At 50.8% G+C, this 16600-nt stretch carries 16 protein-coding genes; all 16 read left to right on the forward strand.

Annotation, left to right across the window (positions count from 1 at the left end):
• Positions 1-44 precede the first annotated feature (44 nt).
• The 16 genes from rsmG to pstB all read left to right on the forward strand — a co-directional run bounded on the left by rsmG (position 45) and on the right by pstB (position 16599).
• The gene (gene rsmG / locus OGY68_RS02950; protein WP_003827017.1) at positions 45-668 is read left to right on the forward strand and encodes a 16S rRNA (guanine(527)-N(7))-methyltransferase RsmG; all 624 of its coding nucleotides are present in this window, start codon (positions 45-47) and stop codon (positions 666-668) included.
• A 614-nt stretch (positions 669-1282) separates the two neighbouring features.
• Complete coding sequence (gene atpI / locus OGY68_RS02955) at positions 1283-1663, forward strand: F0F1 ATP synthase subunit I (protein ID WP_003827019.1); 381 nt, start codon at positions 1283-1285, stop codon at positions 1661-1663.
• A 7-nt stretch (positions 1664-1670) separates the two neighbouring features.
• Complete coding sequence (atpB, locus tag OGY68_RS02960) at positions 1671-2486, forward strand: F0F1 ATP synthase subunit A (RefSeq protein ID WP_003023792.1); 816 nt, start codon at positions 1671-1673, stop codon at positions 2484-2486.
• Positions 2487-2532: 46 nt separating this feature from the next.
• Positions 2533-2772 carry a F0F1 ATP synthase subunit C gene (atpE, locus tag OGY68_RS02965; RefSeq protein ID WP_003023794.1) on the forward strand — a complete coding sequence of 80 codons (240 nt, stop codon included), beginning with the start codon at positions 2533-2535 and terminating at the stop codon, positions 2770-2772.
• A 59-nt stretch (positions 2773-2831) separates the two neighbouring features.
• Positions 2832-3302, forward strand: a complete 471-nt coding sequence (gene atpF, locus OGY68_RS02970) for a F0F1 ATP synthase subunit B (protein WP_003827022.1) — start codon at positions 2832-2834, stop codon at positions 3300-3302.
• A 14-nt stretch (positions 3303-3316) separates the two neighbouring features.
• Positions 3317-3850, forward strand: a complete 534-nt coding sequence (atpH, locus tag OGY68_RS02975; protein ID WP_003827024.1) for a F0F1 ATP synthase subunit delta — start codon at positions 3317-3319, stop codon at positions 3848-3850.
• A gap of 12 nt (positions 3851-3862) precedes the next feature.
• Positions 3863-5404: a F0F1 ATP synthase subunit alpha gene (gene atpA, locus OGY68_RS02980; RefSeq protein WP_003827026.1), complete on the forward strand. Its 1542-nt coding sequence runs from the start codon at positions 3863-3865 to the stop codon at positions 5402-5404.
• Positions 5405-5454: 50 nt separating this feature from the next.
• Positions 5455-6318 carry a F0F1 ATP synthase subunit gamma gene (gene atpG, locus OGY68_RS02985; protein ID WP_006687765.1) on the forward strand — a complete coding sequence of 288 codons (864 nt, stop codon included), beginning with the start codon at positions 5455-5457 and terminating at the stop codon, positions 6316-6318.
• Positions 6319-6344: 26 nt separating this feature from the next.
• Positions 6345-7727, forward strand: a complete 1383-nt coding sequence (atpD, locus tag OGY68_RS02990; RefSeq protein ID WP_003023806.1) for a F0F1 ATP synthase subunit beta — start codon at positions 6345-6347, stop codon at positions 7725-7727.
• Between the two features lie 20 nt (positions 7728-7747).
• Entirely contained in the window at positions 7748-8167 is a 420-nt protein-coding gene (locus tag OGY68_RS02995; protein WP_003023809.1) for a F0F1 ATP synthase subunit epsilon, read from the forward strand.
• A 675-nt stretch (positions 8168-8842) separates the two neighbouring features.
• Entirely contained in the window at positions 8843-10213 is a 1371-nt protein-coding gene (gene glmU, locus OGY68_RS03000; RefSeq protein ID WP_008786550.1) for a bifunctional UDP-N-acetylglucosamine diphosphorylase/glucosamine-1-phosphate N-acetyltransferase GlmU, read from the forward strand.
• A gap of 368 nt (positions 10214-10581) precedes the next feature.
• Positions 10582-12411: a glutamine--fructose-6-phosphate transaminase (isomerizing) gene (gene glmS / locus OGY68_RS03005; protein ID WP_003827031.1), complete on the forward strand. Its 1830-nt coding sequence runs from the start codon at positions 10582-10584 to the stop codon at positions 12409-12411.
• Between the two features lie 334 nt (positions 12412-12745).
• Complete coding sequence (gene pstS, locus OGY68_RS03010; protein WP_057067108.1) at positions 12746-13786, forward strand: phosphate ABC transporter substrate-binding protein PstS; 1041 nt, start codon at positions 12746-12748, stop codon at positions 13784-13786.
• A gap of 143 nt (positions 13787-13929) precedes the next feature.
• Positions 13930-14889, forward strand: coding sequence for a phosphate ABC transporter permease PstC (gene pstC, locus OGY68_RS03015; protein ID WP_008786549.1), 960 nt, complete (start codon positions 13930-13932; stop codon positions 14887-14889).
• Entirely contained in the window at positions 14889-15779 is an 891-nt protein-coding gene (gene pstA, locus OGY68_RS03020; protein ID WP_003827037.1) for a phosphate ABC transporter permease PstA, read from the forward strand. The genes pstC and pstA overlap by 1 nt, the downstream gene beginning before the upstream one ends.
• Before the next feature lie 46 nt (positions 15780-15825).
• Positions 15826-16599, forward strand: a complete 774-nt coding sequence (gene pstB / locus OGY68_RS03025; protein WP_003023821.1) for a phosphate ABC transporter ATP-binding protein PstB — start codon at positions 15826-15828, stop codon at positions 16597-16599.
• Position 16600: the final 1 nt, after the last annotated feature.

The following is a 16600-nucleotide window of genomic DNA, read 5'->3' on the forward strand; positions in this document are numbered from 1 at the left end:
AAGCGAAAGCGCATCGGGCATTTGATTATTAACAGGTAACGACCGTGCTCAACAAACTCTCTCGTCTGCTGGCTGATGCCGGTATTTCTCTTACCGATCACCAGAAAAATCAGCTGATTGCGTATGTCGATATGCTGCACAAATGGAACAAAGCCTACAACCTGACGTCGGTGCGGGATCCAAACGAAATGCTGGTACGCCATATTCTGGACAGCATTGTCGTTGCACCGTATCTGAAGGGTGAGCGTTTTATCGATGTAGGTACGGGACCGGGCCTGCCGGGAATTCCGCTTTCTATAGTGCGTCCAGAAGCGCATTTCACACTGCTCGATAGCCTGGGAAAACGCGTTCGTTTCTTGCGTCAGGTGCAGCATGAGCTTGCGCTTACTAACATCACTCCTGTGCAAAGTCGGGTTGAAGAATTTCCTTCAGAACCGCCGTTTGATGGGGTGATTAGCCGTGCTTTCGCTTCACTCAATGATATGGTGAGCTGGTGTCACCATTTGCCGGGCCAGAATGGGCGTTTTTATGCGCTAAAAGGGCAGTTGCCTGCAGATGAAATTGATTCGCTGCCAGCAGAATTCAGCGTTGAGTCCGTCGAAAAATTACGCGTTCCGCAGTTGGATGGTGAACGTCATTTGGTGGTTATTAAGCCAAACAAAATTTAATTTTTATCAAAAAAAATAGAGAAAAAACGACTTTTCAGGTGTTAAAAGTCATAGGTAATAGTGTGGTTAAATGTCGTTACATTTCACTAGTGCCTTACGGTTTTGCATCATAACTATAACGTACCGTTTTTTGTTAAAAGCGAAACAAGTCAGCTGTGAAAATATCAGTCTGCTAAAAATAGAACGTAAGAATCACCGTTCGTGTTAATTTTTTATTATAAATGTCAATGAGCGGTTTTTTTGTTGTTAGGCGTTGTTTTTGAAATAGTGGCTATTTTTACGCTTAAATATCAAAAAGATGAAAAGGCATCAATTGCCACGTAAATAAATTATGCGAAGGTGAATATGTTCAATATGTGATCTGGTGCACGCTTTGACGCCAGTGTTTTCGCGGCATTTGCAGTTTTGCATGATCGTTCACAGTTTGCCTAAAAGTAATAAATGTGGGGCAGCGAAAAATATTTAAACATTTATTCACTTTTTAGCTACTTATTGTTTGAAATCACGAAGGCGCACCGTATAATTTGTCCGCTTTTTGATGCTTGACTCTAAGCCATAAAGAACGTTTTATACGACACGCGGCATACCTCGAAGGGAGCAGGAGTAAAAACGTGATGTCTATGTCGCTCTTGAGTCGAAACGTTGCTCGTAAGCTTTTGCTCACACAGCTTCTGGTTGTAATAGCAAGTGGATTGCTGTTTAGCCTCAAAGACCCTTTCTGGGGCATCTCCGCGTTGTGTGGAGGATTGGCAGTGTTACTGCCTAATGTGTTGTTTATGATATTTGCCTGGCGTCACCAGGTACATACACCAGCGAAAGGCCGAGTAGCCTGGTCGTTCGCTTTCGGCGAAGCCTTCAAGGTATTAGCGATGCTGGTGTTGTTGGTGGTGGCGTTGGCTGTTTTGAAAGCGGTATTCATGCCGCTGATCGTTACGTGGGTTTTGGTGCTGGTGGTTCAGATACTGGCGCCGGCTGTAATTAACAACAAAGGGTAAAGGCATCATGGCTTCAGAAAATATGACGCCGCAGGATTACATAGGACACCATCTGAATAACCTTCAGTTGGACCTACGTACATTCTCGCTGGTGGATCCGCACAACCCCCCAGCCACCTTCTGGACGCTCAATATTGACTCCATTTTCTTCTCGGTGGTTCTGGGTCTGTTGTTCCTGCTTATGTTCCGTAGCGTAGCCAAAAAGGCGACCAGCGGCGTACCAGGTAAATTTCAGACCGCGATTGAGCTGGTAATCGGCTTTGTGCATGGTAGCGTGAAAGACATGTACCATGGCAAAAGCAAGCTGATTGCTCCGCTGGCCCTGACGATTTTCGTCTGGGTATTCCTGATGAACTTGATGGATTTGCTGCCTATCGACCTGCTGCCGTACATCGGTGAGCATATCTTTGGCCTACCGGCTCTGCGTGTGGTTCCGTCTGCTGACGTGAACATCACCCTGTCGATGGCGCTGGGCGTATTTATCCTCATTCTGTTCTACAGCATCAAAATGAAAGGCATCGGTGGCTTCGCGAAAGAGTTGACGCTGCAGCCGTTCAATCACTGGGCGTTCATCCCTGTCAACTTAATCCTTGAAGGGGTAAGCCTGCTGTCCAAACCAATCTCTCTTGGTCTGCGACTGTTCGGCAACATGTATGCCGGTGAGCTGATTTTCATTCTGATTGCTGGTCTGTTGCCGTGGTGGTCACAGTGGATCCTGAATGTGCCTTGGGCCATTTTCCACATACTGATTATCACGCTGCAAGCCTTCATATTTATGGTTCTGACGATTGTCTATCTGTCGATGGCATCTGAAGAGCATTAATTTACCAACACTACTACGTTTTAACTGAAACAAACTGGAGACTGTCATGGAAAACCTGAATATGGATCTGCTGTACATTGCTGCCGCTGTGATGATGGGTCTGGCGGCAATCGGTGCTGCGATCGGTATCGGCATCCTCGGGGGTAAATTCCTAGAAGGCGCAGCGCGTCAACCGGATCTGATTCCTCTGCTGCGTACTCAGTTCTTTATCGTTATGGGTCTGGTGGATGCAATCCCAATGATCGCTGTAGGTCTGGGTCTGTACGTGATGTTTGCTGTCGCGTAGTAAGCGTTGCTTGAATTAAGAGCAATATCAGAACGTTAACTAGATAGAGGCATTGTGCTGTGAATCTTAACGCAACAATCCTCGGCCAGGCCATCGCGTTTGTCCTGTTCGTTCTGTTCTGCATGAAGTACGTATGGCCGCCATTAATGGCTGCCATCGAAAAACGTCAAAAAGAAATTGCTGACGGCCTTGCTTCTGCAGAACGAGCACATAAGGATCTTGACCTTGCAAAGGCCAGCGCGACCGACCAGCTGAAAAAAGCGAAGGCGGAAGCTCAGGTAATCATCGAGCAGGCGAACAAACGCCGTGCTCAGATCCTGGACGAAGCTAAAACTGAAGCAGAGCAGGAACGTACTAAAATCGTGGCACAGGCGCAGGCGGAAATTGACGCCGAGCGTAAACGTGCTCGCGAAGAGCTGCGTAAGCAAGTTGCTATCCTGGCTGTTGCTGGCGCCGAGAAGATCATCGAACGTTCCGTGGATGAAGCTGCTAATAGCGACATCGTGGACAAACTTGTCGCTGAACTGTAAGGAGGGAGGGGCTGATGTCTGAATTTATTACGGTAGCTCGCCCCTACGCCAAAGCAGCTTTTGACTTTGCCGTTGAGCACCAAAGCATTGACCGTTGGCAGGATATGTTGACGTTCGCCGCTGAGGTGACAAAAAACGAACAAATGGCAGAGCTTCTCTCTGGCGCGCTGGCGCCGGAAACGCTCGCTGAGTCGTTTATCGCCGTGTGCGGTGAGCAGCTGGACGAAAGCGGCCAAAACCTGATTAGGGTTATGGCTGAAAATAACCGTCTGAATGCGCTCCCGGATGTTCTTGAGCAGTTTATTCACCTGCGTGCAGCCAGTGAGGCTATCTCTGAGGTAGAAGTCACTTCTGCCAATGCACTGAGTGATGAACAGCTTACGAAGATTAGTGCTGCGATGGAAAAACGTCTGTCACGCAAAGTTAAGCTGAATTGCAAAATCGATAAGTCTGTAATGGCAGGCGTAATCATCCGAGCGGGTGATATGGTCATTGATGGCAGCGTACGCGGCCGTCTTGAGCGCCTTGCAGACGTCTTGCAGTCTTAAGGGGACTGGAGCATGCAACTGAATTCCACCGAAATCAGCGAACTGATCAAGCAGCGCATTGCTCAGTTCAGTGTTGTGAGCGAAGCTCATAACGAAGGTACTATTGTTTCTGTAAGTGACGGTGTTATCCGCATTCACGGCCTGGCCGATTGTATGCAGGGTGAGATGATTTCCCTGCCGGGTAACCGTTACGCTATCGCACTGAACCTGGAGCGCGACTCCGTAGGTGCAGTTGTGATGGGTCCATACGCTGACCTCGCCGAAGGCATGAAGGTTAAGTGTACGGGTCGTATTCTGGAAGTTCCGGTTGGCCGTGGCCTGCTGGGTCGTGTGGTGAACACTCTGGGTTCCCCGATTGACGGTAAAGGTCCGGTTGATAACGATGGCTTCTCGCCAATCGAAGTTATCGCACCAGGCGTAATCGAACGTCAGTCCGTCGACCAGCCAGTACAGACCGGTTATAAATCTGTTGATGCCATGATCCCAATCGGTCGTGGCCAGCGTGAGCTGATCATCGGTGACCGTCAGACAGGTAAAACTGCGATGGCAATCGATGCCATCATCAACCAGCGTGATTCCGGCATCAAATGTGTGTACGTGGCTATCGGCCAGAAAGCGTCCACCATTTCCAACGTGGTTCGTAAACTGGAAGAACACGGCGCACTGTCCAACACCATCGTTGTTGTGGCGACCGCGTCTGAATCTGCTGCACTGCAATACCTGGCACCATATGCCGGTTGCGCAATGGGCGAATACTTCCGTGACCGCGGTGAAGATGCACTGATCGTTTACGATGACCTGTCTAAACAGGCCGTTGCTTACCGTCAGGTTTCCCTGCTGCTGCGTCGTCCGCCAGGACGTGAAGCATTCCCGGGCGACGTATTTTACCTCCACTCCCGTCTGCTGGAACGCGCATCCCGCGTAAACGCGGAATACGTTGAGAAGTTCACCAATGGTGAAGTTAAAGGTAAAACCGGCTCCCTGACCGCTCTGCCGATTATCGAAACCCAGGCGGGTGACGTTTCTGCGTTCGTTCCGACCAACGTAATTTCCATTACCGATGGTCAGATCTTCCTGGAAACTAACCTGTTTAACTCCGGTATTCGTCCGGCAGTTAACCCGGGTATCTCTGTATCTCGTGTTGGTGGTGCAGCGCAGACCAAGATCATCAAGAAACTGTCCGGTGGTATTCGTACCGCTCTGGCACAGTATCGTGAACTGGCAGCGTTTTCTCAGTTCGCTTCCGACCTGGATGAAGCTACTCGTAAGCAGCTGAGCCATGGTCAGAAAGTAACTGAACTGCTGAAGCAGAAACAGTATGCGCCAATGTCTGTTGCACAGCAGGGTGTGGTGCTGTTTGCGGCTGAACGCGGTTACCTCGAAGATGTGGAACTGGCGAAAATCGGTAGCTTCGAAGCCGCTCTGCTGGCATACGTTGACCGTGACCACGCTCCGCTGATGCAAGAGATCAACCAGTCCGGTGGCTATAACGATGAAATCGAAGGCAAGCTGAAAGCTATCCTCGATTCCTTCAAGGCAACCCAGTCCTGGTAACGTCTGGCGGTCTGCTTTAGGGCGGACCGCAAGGCATTGAGGAGAAGCTCATGGCCGGCGCAAAAGAGATACGTAGTAAGATCGCAAGCGTCCAGAACACGCAGAAGATCACTAAAGCGATGGAGATGGTCGCCGCTTCCAAAATGCGTAAATCGCAGGATCGCATGGCGGCCAGCCGTCCTTATGCAGAGACCATGCGCAAAGTGATTGGTCACCTTGCGAATGGTAATCTGGAATATAAGCACCCTTACCTGGAAGAACGCGACGTTAAACGCGTGGGCTACCTGGTGGTGTCGACCGACCGTGGTCTGTGCGGTGGCTTGAACATTAACCTGTTCAAAAAGCTGCTGGCGGATATGAAAACATGGTCCGATAAAGGCGTTCAGTGCGATATCGCAATGATCGGCTCTAAGGGCGTGTCTTTCTTTAACTCCGTTGGCGGAAACGTGATCGCTCAGGTAACCGGCATGGGGGATAACCCTTCCCTGTCCGAACTGATCGGTCCGGTTAAAGTGATGCTGCAGGCCTACGACGAAGGTCGTCTGGACAAACTGTACGTTGTCAGCAACAAATTTATTAACACCATGTCTCAGACGCCAACCATCACTCAATTGCTGCCTCTGCCGGCATCAGATGATGATGAATTGAAGCGTAAATCCTGGGATTACCTGTATGAGCCAGACCCGAAAGCGCTGCTGGATACCTTGCTGCGTCGTTATGTCGAGTCTCAGGTTTATCAGGGCGTGGTAGAAAACCTGGCCAGCGAGCAGGCCGCACGTATGGTGGCGATGAAAGCCGCGACCGACAATGGCGGCAGCCTGATTAAAGAGCTGCAGTTGGTATACAACAAAGCTCGTCAGGCCAGCATTACTCAGGAACTCACCGAAATCGTCGGTGGTGCATCCGCGGTATAACCAGGTTAATTCGTAGAGGATTCAAGATGGCTACTGGAAAAATTGTCCAGGTAATCGGCGCCGTGGTTGACGTCGAATTCCCTCAGGATGCCGTACCGCGCGTGTACGATGCTCTTGAGGTTATGAATGGTAAAGAGAGCCTGGTGCTGGAAGTTCAGCAGCAGCTCGGCGGCGGTATCGTACGTACCATCGCCATGGGTTCTTCCGACGGTCTGCGTCGTGGTCTGGAAGTTAAAGACCTCGAACACCCGATCGAAGTCCCGGTAGGTAAAGCAACCCTGGGTCGTATCATGAACGTCCTGGGTCACCCGATCGACATGAAAGGCGATATCGGTGAAGAAGAGCGTTGGGCTATCCACCGCGCAGCACCTTCCTACGAAGAGCTGTCCAGCTCTCAGGAACTGCTGGAAACCGGCATCAAAGTTATCGACCTGATGTGTCCGTTCGCTAAGGGCGGTAAAGTCGGTCTGTTCGGTGGTGCGGGTGTAGGTAAAACCGTAAACATGATGGAGCTGATCCGTAACATCGCGATCGAACACTCCGGTTACTCCGTGTTTGCGGGCGTAGGTGAACGTACTCGTGAGGGTAACGACTTCTACCACGAAATGACCGACTCCAACGTACTGGACAAAGTGTCCCTGGTATATGGCCAGATGAACGAGCCGCCGGGAAACCGTCTGCGCGTTGCACTGACCGGTCTGACCATGGCTGAGAAGTTCCGTGACGAAGGTCGTGACGTTCTGCTGTTCGTTGATAACATCTACCGTTACACCCTGGCCGGTACAGAAGTATCTGCACTGCTGGGTCGTATGCCATCAGCGGTAGGCTACCAGCCGACCCTGGCGGAAGAGATGGGTGTTCTTCAGGAACGTATCACCTCTACCAAAACCGGTTCTATCACCTCCGTTCAGGCGGTATACGTACCTGCGGATGACTTGACTGACCCGTCCCCAGCAACCACCTTTGCTCACTTAGATGCAACCGTGGTACTAAGCCGTCAGATCGCTTCTCTGGGTATCTACCCGGCAGTTGACCCGCTGGACTCCACCAGCCGTCAGTTGGATCCGCTGGTTGTTGGTCAGGAACACTACGACACCGCGCGTGGCGTACAGTCCCTGCTGCAGCGTTATCAGGAACTGAAAGACATCATCGCCATCCTGGGTATGGATGAACTGTCTGAAGAAGATAAACTGGTGGTAGCACGTGCGCGTAAGATCCAGCGCTTCCTGTCCCAGCCGTTCTTCGTTGCGGAAGTATTCACCGGTTCTCCGGGTAAATACGTTTCCCTGAAAGACACCATCCGTGGCTTTAAAGGCATCATGGAAGGCGAATACGACCACCTGCCAGAGCAGGCGTTCTACATGGTTGGTTCTATCGACGAAGCCGTGGAAAAAGCCAAAAAACTTTAACGCCTTAATCGGAGGGTGATATGGCAATGACTTACCACCTGGACGTCGTCAGCGCAGAGCAACAAATGTTCTCTGGTCTGGTCGAGAAAATCCAGGTAACGGGTAGTGAAGGTGAACTGGGTATTTTCCCGGGTCACGCACCGCTGCTCACCGCCATTAAGCCTGGTATGATCCGCATCGTTAAACAGTTCGGTCATGAAGAGTTTATCTATCTGTCCGGCGGCATTCTCGAAGTGCAGCCTGGCAGCGTGACCGTACTGGCTGATACCGCGATTCGCGGACAGGATCTCGATGAAGCGAGAGCCCTGGAAGCGAAGCGTAAGGCTGAAGAGCATATCAAGAGCTCTCATGGTGACGTGGATTACGCTCAGGCATCTGCGGAACTGGCCAAAGCGATCGCGAAACTGCGCGTTATCGAGTTGACCAAAAAAGCGATGTAACACCGGCTTGAAAAGCACAAAGGCCAGTCTGGTTTCCAGGCTGGCTTTTTTTATGGCTTGGTTACAGGAAATATGTAAATAAAAAGCAGTTTTATTATTTCGTGATTTAGATCATAAAAATATTGATTGGTTAAAAAATGAGGCGTAGACTCTTTTTTATGTGATGTATGTCACATAATGAATTCAGATAAAAAAAGAGATACCAACATGAAATTGATCAACAAAATCATCGCCCTGTTCAGCAATATGAGTTTTTAGTCTTTCCCCGCCAGCTCTGTGGCGCGAAGCTTAATGCGGTTTATCAGCTAGCGTCATCGTCATTAAATCCCCCCTCCTTCGCTGTATCATTTGTTCTCTATCATTCCTCCCCTCAATTTTCCCAACCCGTTTTTCTGCTTCTCACTGAATCACATAAATAAAATCGTACTATGCTGATGTAATGCTTTATTCATGCGGTAAAAAAATAGCAAAAACATTAACCTAAGGCTTTAATAAGAGCAGACTCCTGGTTTTTGGGAGACAAAAGACGCAGATATAGACGAAAATAGTGAGTTATCAGATGGGGAATCCCCCCTGTTGAACGTTTTATCTTCGGTCCATTTCACGCTGAAAAAAATGTAGTATTTTCAATGTGAAACGGTATAAATTCGTTCTCAAATTACAGTCAGGACGTGTATGTTGAATAATGCTATGAGCGTTGTGATCCTTGCCGCAGGCAAAGGCACGCGTATGTATTCCGATCTTCCTAAAGTGCTGCACACCCTCGCAGGAAAGCCGATGGTTCAGCATGTCATTGATGCAGCTAATGAATTAGGTGCGACTCATGTGCACCTTGTCTACGGACACGGTGGCGATCTGCTTAAGCAAACGCTGAAAGATGGCAATCTGAATTGGGTTCTGCAGGCTGAGCAGTTGGGTACCGGCCATGCAATGCAGCAGGCGGCGCCATTCTTTAGTGATGACGAAGACATTTTAATGCTCTATGGCGATGTGCCGCTGATCTCTACCGATACCTTACGTCGCCTGCGTGAAGCCAAACCGCAGGGCGGTATCGGTTTGTTAACGGTAAAACTGGACGACCCATCCGGCTATGGGCGTATTACCCGTGATAACGGCAAAGTTACTGGCATTGTTGAGCATAAAGATGCAACCGACGAGCAGCGTCAAATCCAGGAAATCAATACTGGCATTCTGATTGCCAACGGCGCTGACATGAAGCGTTGGCTGTCTAAACTGACCAACAACAACGTGCAGGGTGAATACTACATCACCGATATCATCGCGATGGCGTATCAGGAAGGACGTGAAATTGCTGCGGTACATCCGGCACGAATCAGTGAAACGGAAGGGGTAAATAACCGCCTTCAGTTATCCCGTCTGGAACGTGTGTATCAGTCCGAGCAGGCAGAAAAACTGCTGCTGGCGGGCGTGATGCTGCGCGATCCTGCACGTTTTGATCTTCGCGGTACGCTGATTCACGGGCGCGATGTTGAAATTGATACTAACGTTATCATTGAAGGTAACGTAACCGTTGGAGATCGCGTCAAGATTGGTGCTGGCTGCATCATCAAAAACAGCGTGATTGGTGAGGGTTGTGAGCTTAGCCCGTACAGTGTGGTGGAAGATGCCCATCTGGAAGCCGCTTGCACCATCGGTCCATTCGCGCGTCTGCGCCCGGGTGCTGAGCTGCAGGAAGGCGCACACGTGGGTAACTTCGTCGAAATGAAAAAAGCGCGTCTGGGTAAAGGCTCTAAAGCTGGTCATTTGACCTATCTGGGCGATGCGGAAATTGGCGATAACGTGAATATCGGCGCGGGTACGATCACCTGCAACTACGATGGTGCCAATAAGTTTAAAACCATCATTGGTGATGATGTGTTTGTGGGTTCTGATACTCAGCTGGTGGCACCTGTCACCGTGGGTAAAGGTGCGACGATTGCCGCAGGAACCACCGTAACGCGTAATGTCGCCGATAACGAATTGGTATTAAGCCGTGTACCTCAGGTCCATAAACAGGGCTGGCAGCGTCCGGTGAAGAAGAAGTAATTTATTTTTGCCGGATGGCGGCTTTGCCTTATCCGGCCTACGTGCGGTGACGTTCTGTAGGCCTGATAAGCGTGAGCGCCATCAGGCAGACAAGAGATGAGGGGATAATATAATCCTCCGCTCAACAAGCAGTATCTATAAAAATAACCCCACTCTCTACAAGGCTCGGGGCGCCCGTAAATACGGGTTTTATCCAAAGATTTCGCGTTGTGGTAAGGCGGCAAGCGCGTGAGACCATGGGAGCTTACAATCAGTAAGTGACCATGGCGAAAGCGTGCAGCCAACACAGCCACAGCGTGAAAGATGAAGGATAAATACAGGTTGACCGACAACGACAGGCACAATGCCTAAATTCGGAATCAAAAAATATGTGTGGAATTGTTGGCGCTATCGCGCAGCGTGATGTAGCTGAAATCCTTCTCGAAGGTTTACGTCGTCTGGAATATCGTGGTTATGACTCTGCTGGTCTGGCCGTTGTCGATGCTGAAGGCAACATGACCCGTCTGCGTCGTCTGGGTAAAGTGCAGATGCTGACTGCTGCTGCGGAAGAACATCCGCTGCATGGTGGTACTGGTATTGCTCACACCCGCTGGGCGACACACGGTGAACCTTCAGAAGCGAACGCGCATCCCCATGTTTCTGAACACATTGTTGTGGTGCATAACGGCATCATTGAAAACCATGAACCACTGCGTGAGCTGTTGAAAACGCGTGGCTACACCTTTGTTTCTGAAACCGACACCGAAGTGATTGCTCACCTGGTGCACTGGGAGCTGGAACAGGGTGGTACGTTACGTGAAGCCGTGCTGCGTACTATTCCGCAGCTGCGCGGTGCCTACGGCACGGTGATCATGGATACCCGTAACCCGGAAACCCTGCTGGCGGCCCGTTCTGGCAGTCCGCTGGTGATTGGGCTGGGTATGGGTGAGAACTTTATCGCTTCCGATCAGCTGGCACTGCTGCCGGTAACCCGTCGCTTCATCTTCCTGGAAGAGGGTGACATCGCGGAAGTGACCCGTCGTTCGGTCTCTATTTTCGACAAGTCTGGCGCGGAAGTGAAACGTCAGGATATCGAATCTAATCTGCAATACGATGCGGGCGAAAAAGGTATTTATCGCCACTACATGCAGAAAGAGATCTACGAACAGCCGAACGCAATTAAAAACACGCTGACCGGCCGTATCAGCCACGGTGAAGTGGATTTAAGCGAGCTGGGTTCGCATGCCAACGAGCTGCTGTCTCAGGTTGAGCATATCCAGATTATCGCCTGCGGTACGTCGTACAACTCCGGTATGGTGTCCCGCTACTGGTTTGAATCGCTGGCTGGCATTCCTTGTGATGTCGAAATTGCTTCCGAATTCCGCTATCGCAAATCCGCCGTGCGTCGTAACAGCCTGATGATCACCCTTTCCCAGTCTGGTGAAACGGCAGATACCCTGGCGGGTCTGCGCTTATCCAAAGAGTTGGGCTATCTGGGTTCGCTGGCTATTTGTAACGTACCGGGCTCTTCTCTGGTGCGCGAATCCGACCTGGCGATGATGACCAATGCCGGTACCGAAATCGGCGTGGCCTCCACGAAAGCATTTACCACTCAGCTGACCGTTCTGCTGATGCTGGTGGCGAAACTGTCTCGTCTGAAAGGCCTGGATGTGGCTATTGAGCAGGAAATCGTTCACGGTCTGCAGGCGCTGCCGAGCCGTATTGAGCAGATGCTGTCTCAGGACAAACGCATTGCCGCTCTGGCTGAAGGTTTCTCTGATAAACACCATGCGCTGTTCCTGGGCCGTGGCGATCAGTACCCGATTGCGCTGGAAGGCGCGCTGAAGCTGAAAGAGATCTCTTATATTCACGCTGAAGCTTATGCCGCAGGCGAACTGAAACACGGTCCGCTGGCGCTGATTGATGCCGATATGCCAGTTATCGTGGTTGCGCCGAACAACGAACTGCTGGAAAAACTGAAGTCCAACATTGAAGAAGTTCGCGCCCGTGGTGGTCAGCTGTACGTCTTTGCTGACCAGGATGCTGGCTTTACCAGCAGCGAAAACATGCACATCATTGAGATGCCGCATGTGGAAGAGGTGATTGCACCGATCTTCTATACCGTTCCGCTGCAGTTGCTGGCGTATCATGTGGCGCTGATTAAAGGCACCGACGTGGATCAGCCGCGTAACCTGGCGAAGTCGGTTACCGTAGAGTAATCCGTACCTAACTGAACTGAAAATGCCCTGCTATGAGCGGGGCATTTTTTTAAACTTGTTCTGTTTTTAATCAATTATCCCGCCTGTTTTATGTGACAAACCGTCATCTTCAGCTACTGTTTGCAGTGTCATAAAAAGAAAATTTTAGCGAAATGTTATTGTCATGGTAATGGTTAACGTTTTGTTTTAAATGTATTTTTAGATAAATAACTTATCGTATTTTTCATTGTCATAAAACTGTCATATTTCGTACATTTAACTGTCACCTGTTTGTCCTATTTTGCTCACAGTAGCAACTCAAACAACGATTTACGAAAACCGTGCAGGAGACATTATGAAAGTTATGCGTACCACTGTCGCAACTGTTGTCGCCGCGACCTTATCCATGAGCGCGTTCTCTGCGTTTGCAGCAGCGAGCCTGACAGGTGCAGGTGCAACCTTCCCTGCGCCAGTGTATGCCAAATGGGCAGATACCTATCAGAAAGAGACCGGTAGCAAAGTAAACTACCAGGGTATCGGCTCCTCCGGTGGTGTAAAACAAATTACGGCCAATACCGTTGATTTCGGCGCTTCTGATGCCCCGCTGTCTGACGAGAAACTGGCACAAGAAGGCCTGTTCCAGTTCCCGACCGTTATCGGCGGTGTGGTGCTGGCGGTGAATATCCCTGGACTGAAATCCGGCGAGCTGGTGCTTGACGGTAAAACGCTGGGCGACATCTACCTCGGTAAAATTAAGAAGTGGGATGACGAAGCCATCACCAAACTGAACCCAGGTCTGAAGCTGCCTTCGCAAAATATCGCCGTTGTGCGTCGCGCTGATGGTTCTGGTACTTCCTTCGTCTTCACTAGCTACCTGGCGAAAGTGAACGAAGAGTGGAAATCTAAAATTGGTTCCGGTTCTACCGTTAACTGGCCGACCGGTCTGGGCGGTAAAGGTAACGACGGTATCGCCGCGTTCGTACAGCGTCTGCCGGGTTCTATCGGTTACGTTGAGTACGCTTACGCTAAGCAGAACAACCTGGCGTACACCAAGCTGGTCTCTGCTGATGGTAAACCGGTAAGCCCGACCGAAGAAAACTTTGCCAACGCCGCTAAAGGCGCTGACTGGAGCAAAACCTTCGCTCAGGATCTGACTAACCAGAAAGGTAACGATGCGTGGCCAATCACTTCCACCACCTTCATCCTGGTCCATAAAGAGCAGAAGAAGCCTGAGCAGGGCGTTGAAGTGCTGAAATTCTTCGACTGGGCATACAAAAATGGTGGCAAACAGGCTAATGACCTGGATTACGCCAGTCTGCCGGACAGCGTGGTTGAGCAGATTCGTGCTGCATGGAAGACCAACGTGAAAGACAGCAGCGGTAAAGCGCTGTACTAATAGAATATCTTTAACGAGTTGGCGGATGGCGCTACGCTTATCCGCCCTACAGTTCCGACTGTAGGCCCAATTTGTAGGCTGGATAAGCGTAGCGCCATCCGGCAGGGCAATTTCGTAAACGCGTTTAACTTAAAGAGTGATTTATGGCTGCAACCAAGCCTGCTTTTAACCCACCGGGTAAAAAGGGTGACATGATATTCAGCGCGCTGGTAAAACTGGCTGCGCTAATTGTGCTATTGATGTTGGGTGGCATTATTGTCTCTCTGGTTATCTCCTCCTGGCCAAGCATTCAGAAATTTGGTTTCTCCTTTTTGTGGACCAAAGACTGGGATGCGCCGAACGATATCTACGGCGCGCTGGTACCTATTTACGGTACGCTGGTCACCTCATTTATTGCATTGCTGATTGCCGTTCCGGTGAGTTTCGGCATTGCGCTGTTCCTGACTGAACTTGCACCTGGCTGGCTGCGTCGCCCGTTGGGTATCGCTATTGAACTGCTGGCAGCAATTCCGAGTATCGTATACGGCATGTGGGGCCTGTTTATCTTTGCCCCGCTGTTTGCGACGTACTTCCAGGAGCCGGTCGGAAACATCCTTTCCAACATTCCGTTTGTTGGTGCACTGTTCGCTGGCCCGGCGTTTGGTATCGGTATTCTGGCGGCTGGTGTGATCCTCGCTATCATGATCATTCCGTACATTGCTGCGGTTATGCGTGATGTGTTCGAACAAACGCCGGTGCTTATGAAAGAGTCAGCCTACGGCATCGGCTGTACCACCTGGGAAGTTATCTGGCGTATCGTCCTGCCGTTCACCAAAAATGGTGTGATCGGCGGTGTGATGCTGGGTCTGGGCCGCGCGCTGGGTGAAACCATGGCGGTCACCTTTATCATTGGTAACACCTACCAGCTCGATAGTGCCTCGCTGTACATGCCGGGCAACAGTATTACCTCTGCGCTGGCGAATGAATTTGCCGAAGCGGAATCTGGCCTGCACGTTGCTGCGTTGATGGAACTGGGTCTGATTCTGTTTGTGATCACCTTCATCGTACTGGCGGCGTCTAAGTTCATGATCATGCGCCTTGCGAAGAACGAGGGGGCACGCTAATGGCTACGCTTGAAATGCAAAACACCACTGCGCTGGCGGAGTCCCGCCGTAAAATGCAGGCACGTCGCCGTCTGAAGAACCGCATCGCGCTGACGCTCTCTATGGCGACCATGGCGTTCGGTCTGTTCTGGCTCATTTGGATCCTGATGTCCACGATCACCCGTGGTATTGACGGTATGTCGCTGGCGCTGTTCACCGAAATGACGCCTCCGCCGAATACAGCGGGTGGTGGTCTGGCGAACGCCCTGGCCGGTAGCGGACTGTTAATTCTGTGGGCGACCGTGTTTGGTACTCCGCTTGGCATTATGGCGGGTATCTACCTGGCAGAGTACGGACGTAAGTCCTGGCTGGCTGAGGTTATCCGCTTTATCAATGACATTCTGCTGTCTGCGCCATCAATCGTGGTCGGTCTGTTCGTTTACACCATCGTGGTAGCAAAAATGGAGCACTTCTCTGGCTGGGCGGGCGTTATCGCGCTGGCGCTGCTGCAGGTGCCCATTGTTATCCGTACCACGGAGAACATGCTCAAGCTGGTGCCGGATAGCCTGCGTGAAGCTGCCTATGCACTGGGTACGCCGAAATGGAAGATGATTTCTGCGATCACCCTGAAGGCGTCTGTCTCGGGGATCATTACAGGCGTTCTGTTAGCGATTGCTCGTATCGCAGGTGAAACGGCTCCGCTGCTGTTTACGTCGCTCTCCAACCAGTTCTGGAGCACCGACATGATGCAGCCTATCGCCAACCTGCCGGTCACTATCTTTAAGTTTGCGATGAGCCCGTTTGCTGAGTGGCAGCAACTGGCCTGGGCCGGGGTACTGATTATTACCCTGTGCGTACTGCTGCTGAACATTCTGGCGCGCGTCATTTTCGCGAAGAAGAAACACGGTTAATTTTTACGGCGTGGCTGATGCGGCGCCGGATGAGGAAGAGATTGAAATGAGTATGGTTGATACTGCCCCAGGTAAGATTCAGGTTCGTGATTTGAACTTCTACTATGGCAAATTCCATGCCCTGAAGAACATCAACCTGGATATTGCTAAAAACCAGGTAACGGCGTTTATCGGGCCGTCAGGCTGTGGTAAATCAACGCTGCTGCGTACGTTCAACAAAATGTTTGAACTGTACCCGGAGCAGCGTGCGGAAGGTGAAATCCTGCTGGATGGCGACAATATTCTCACCAATACCCAGGATATCGCTCTGCTGCGTGCCAAAGTGGGCATGGTATTCCAGAAGCCGACGCCGTTCCCGATGTCCATCTACGACAACATTGCTTTTGGCGTACGTCTGTTTGAGAAACTCTCGCGTGCGGATATGGACGAGCGTGTGCAGTGGGCATTGACCAAGGCCGCATTGTGGAACGAAACCAAAGATAAATTACACCAGAGCGGGTACTCTCTCTCGGGTGGTCAGCAGCAGCGTCTGTGTATTGCGCGTGGTATCGCCATTCGCCCGGAAGTGCTTCTGCTTGATGAGCCATGTTCAGCGCTCGACCCTATTTCTACCGGGCGTATCGAAGAGCTGATCACTGAGCTGAAAGAGGATTACACCGTCGTTATCGTTACCCACAACATGCAGCAGGCTGCGCGTTGTTCCGATCACACGGCATTTATGTACCTGGGCGAGTTGATTGAGTTCAGCAACACGGACGATCTGTTCACCAAGCCCGCGAAGAAACAAACTGAAGATTACATCACCGGTCGTTACGGCTGAT

The organism is Citrobacter sp. Cpo065 (genome assembly GCF_030332805.1).
GTDB lineage: Bacteria > Pseudomonadota > Gammaproteobacteria > Enterobacterales > Enterobacteriaceae > Citrobacter > Citrobacter portucalensis.

Bases quoted from the DNA above. Each gene is read 5' to 3' on its own strand.
- atpI (WP_003827019.1), top strand. From the start codon at position 1,283: ATGTCTATGTCGCTCTTGAGTCGAAACGTTGCTCGTAAGCTTTTGCTC.
- atpB (WP_003023792.1), top strand. From the start codon at position 1,671: ATGGCTTCAGAAAATATGACGCCGCAGGATTACATAGGACACCATCTG.
- atpE (WP_003023794.1), top strand. From the start codon at position 2,533: ATGGAAAACCTGAATATGGATCTGCTGTACATTGCTGCCGCTGTGATG.
- atpH (WP_003827024.1), top strand. From the start codon at position 3,317: ATGTCTGAATTTATTACGGTAGCTCGCCCCTACGCCAAAGCAGCTTTT.
- atpA (WP_003827026.1), top strand. From the start codon at position 3,863: ATGCAACTGAATTCCACCGAAATCAGCGAACTGATCAAGCAGCGCATT.
- atpG (WP_006687765.1), top strand. From the start codon at position 5,455: ATGGCCGGCGCAAAAGAGATACGTAGTAAGATCGCAAGCGTCCAGAAC.
- atpD (WP_003023806.1), top strand. From the start codon at position 6,345: ATGGCTACTGGAAAAATTGTCCAGGTAATCGGCGCCGTGGTTGACGTC.
- OGY68_RS02995 (WP_003023809.1), top strand. From the start codon at position 7,748: ATGGCAATGACTTACCACCTGGACGTCGTCAGCGCAGAGCAACAAATG.
- glmU (WP_008786550.1), top strand. From the start codon at position 8,843: ATGTTGAATAATGCTATGAGCGTTGTGATCCTTGCCGCAGGCAAAGGC.
- glmS (WP_003827031.1), top strand. From the start codon at position 10,582: ATGTGTGGAATTGTTGGCGCTATCGCGCAGCGTGATGTAGCTGAAATC.
- pstS (WP_057067108.1), top strand. From the start codon at position 12,746: ATGAAAGTTATGCGTACCACTGTCGCAACTGTTGTCGCCGCGACCTTA.
- pstC (WP_008786549.1), top strand. From the start codon at position 13,930: ATGGCTGCAACCAAGCCTGCTTTTAACCCACCGGGTAAAAAGGGTGAC.
- pstA (WP_003827037.1), top strand. From the start codon at position 14,889: ATGGCTACGCTTGAAATGCAAAACACCACTGCGCTGGCGGAGTCCCGC.
- pstB (WP_003023821.1), top strand. From the start codon at position 15,826: ATGAGTATGGTTGATACTGCCCCAGGTAAGATTCAGGTTCGTGATTTG.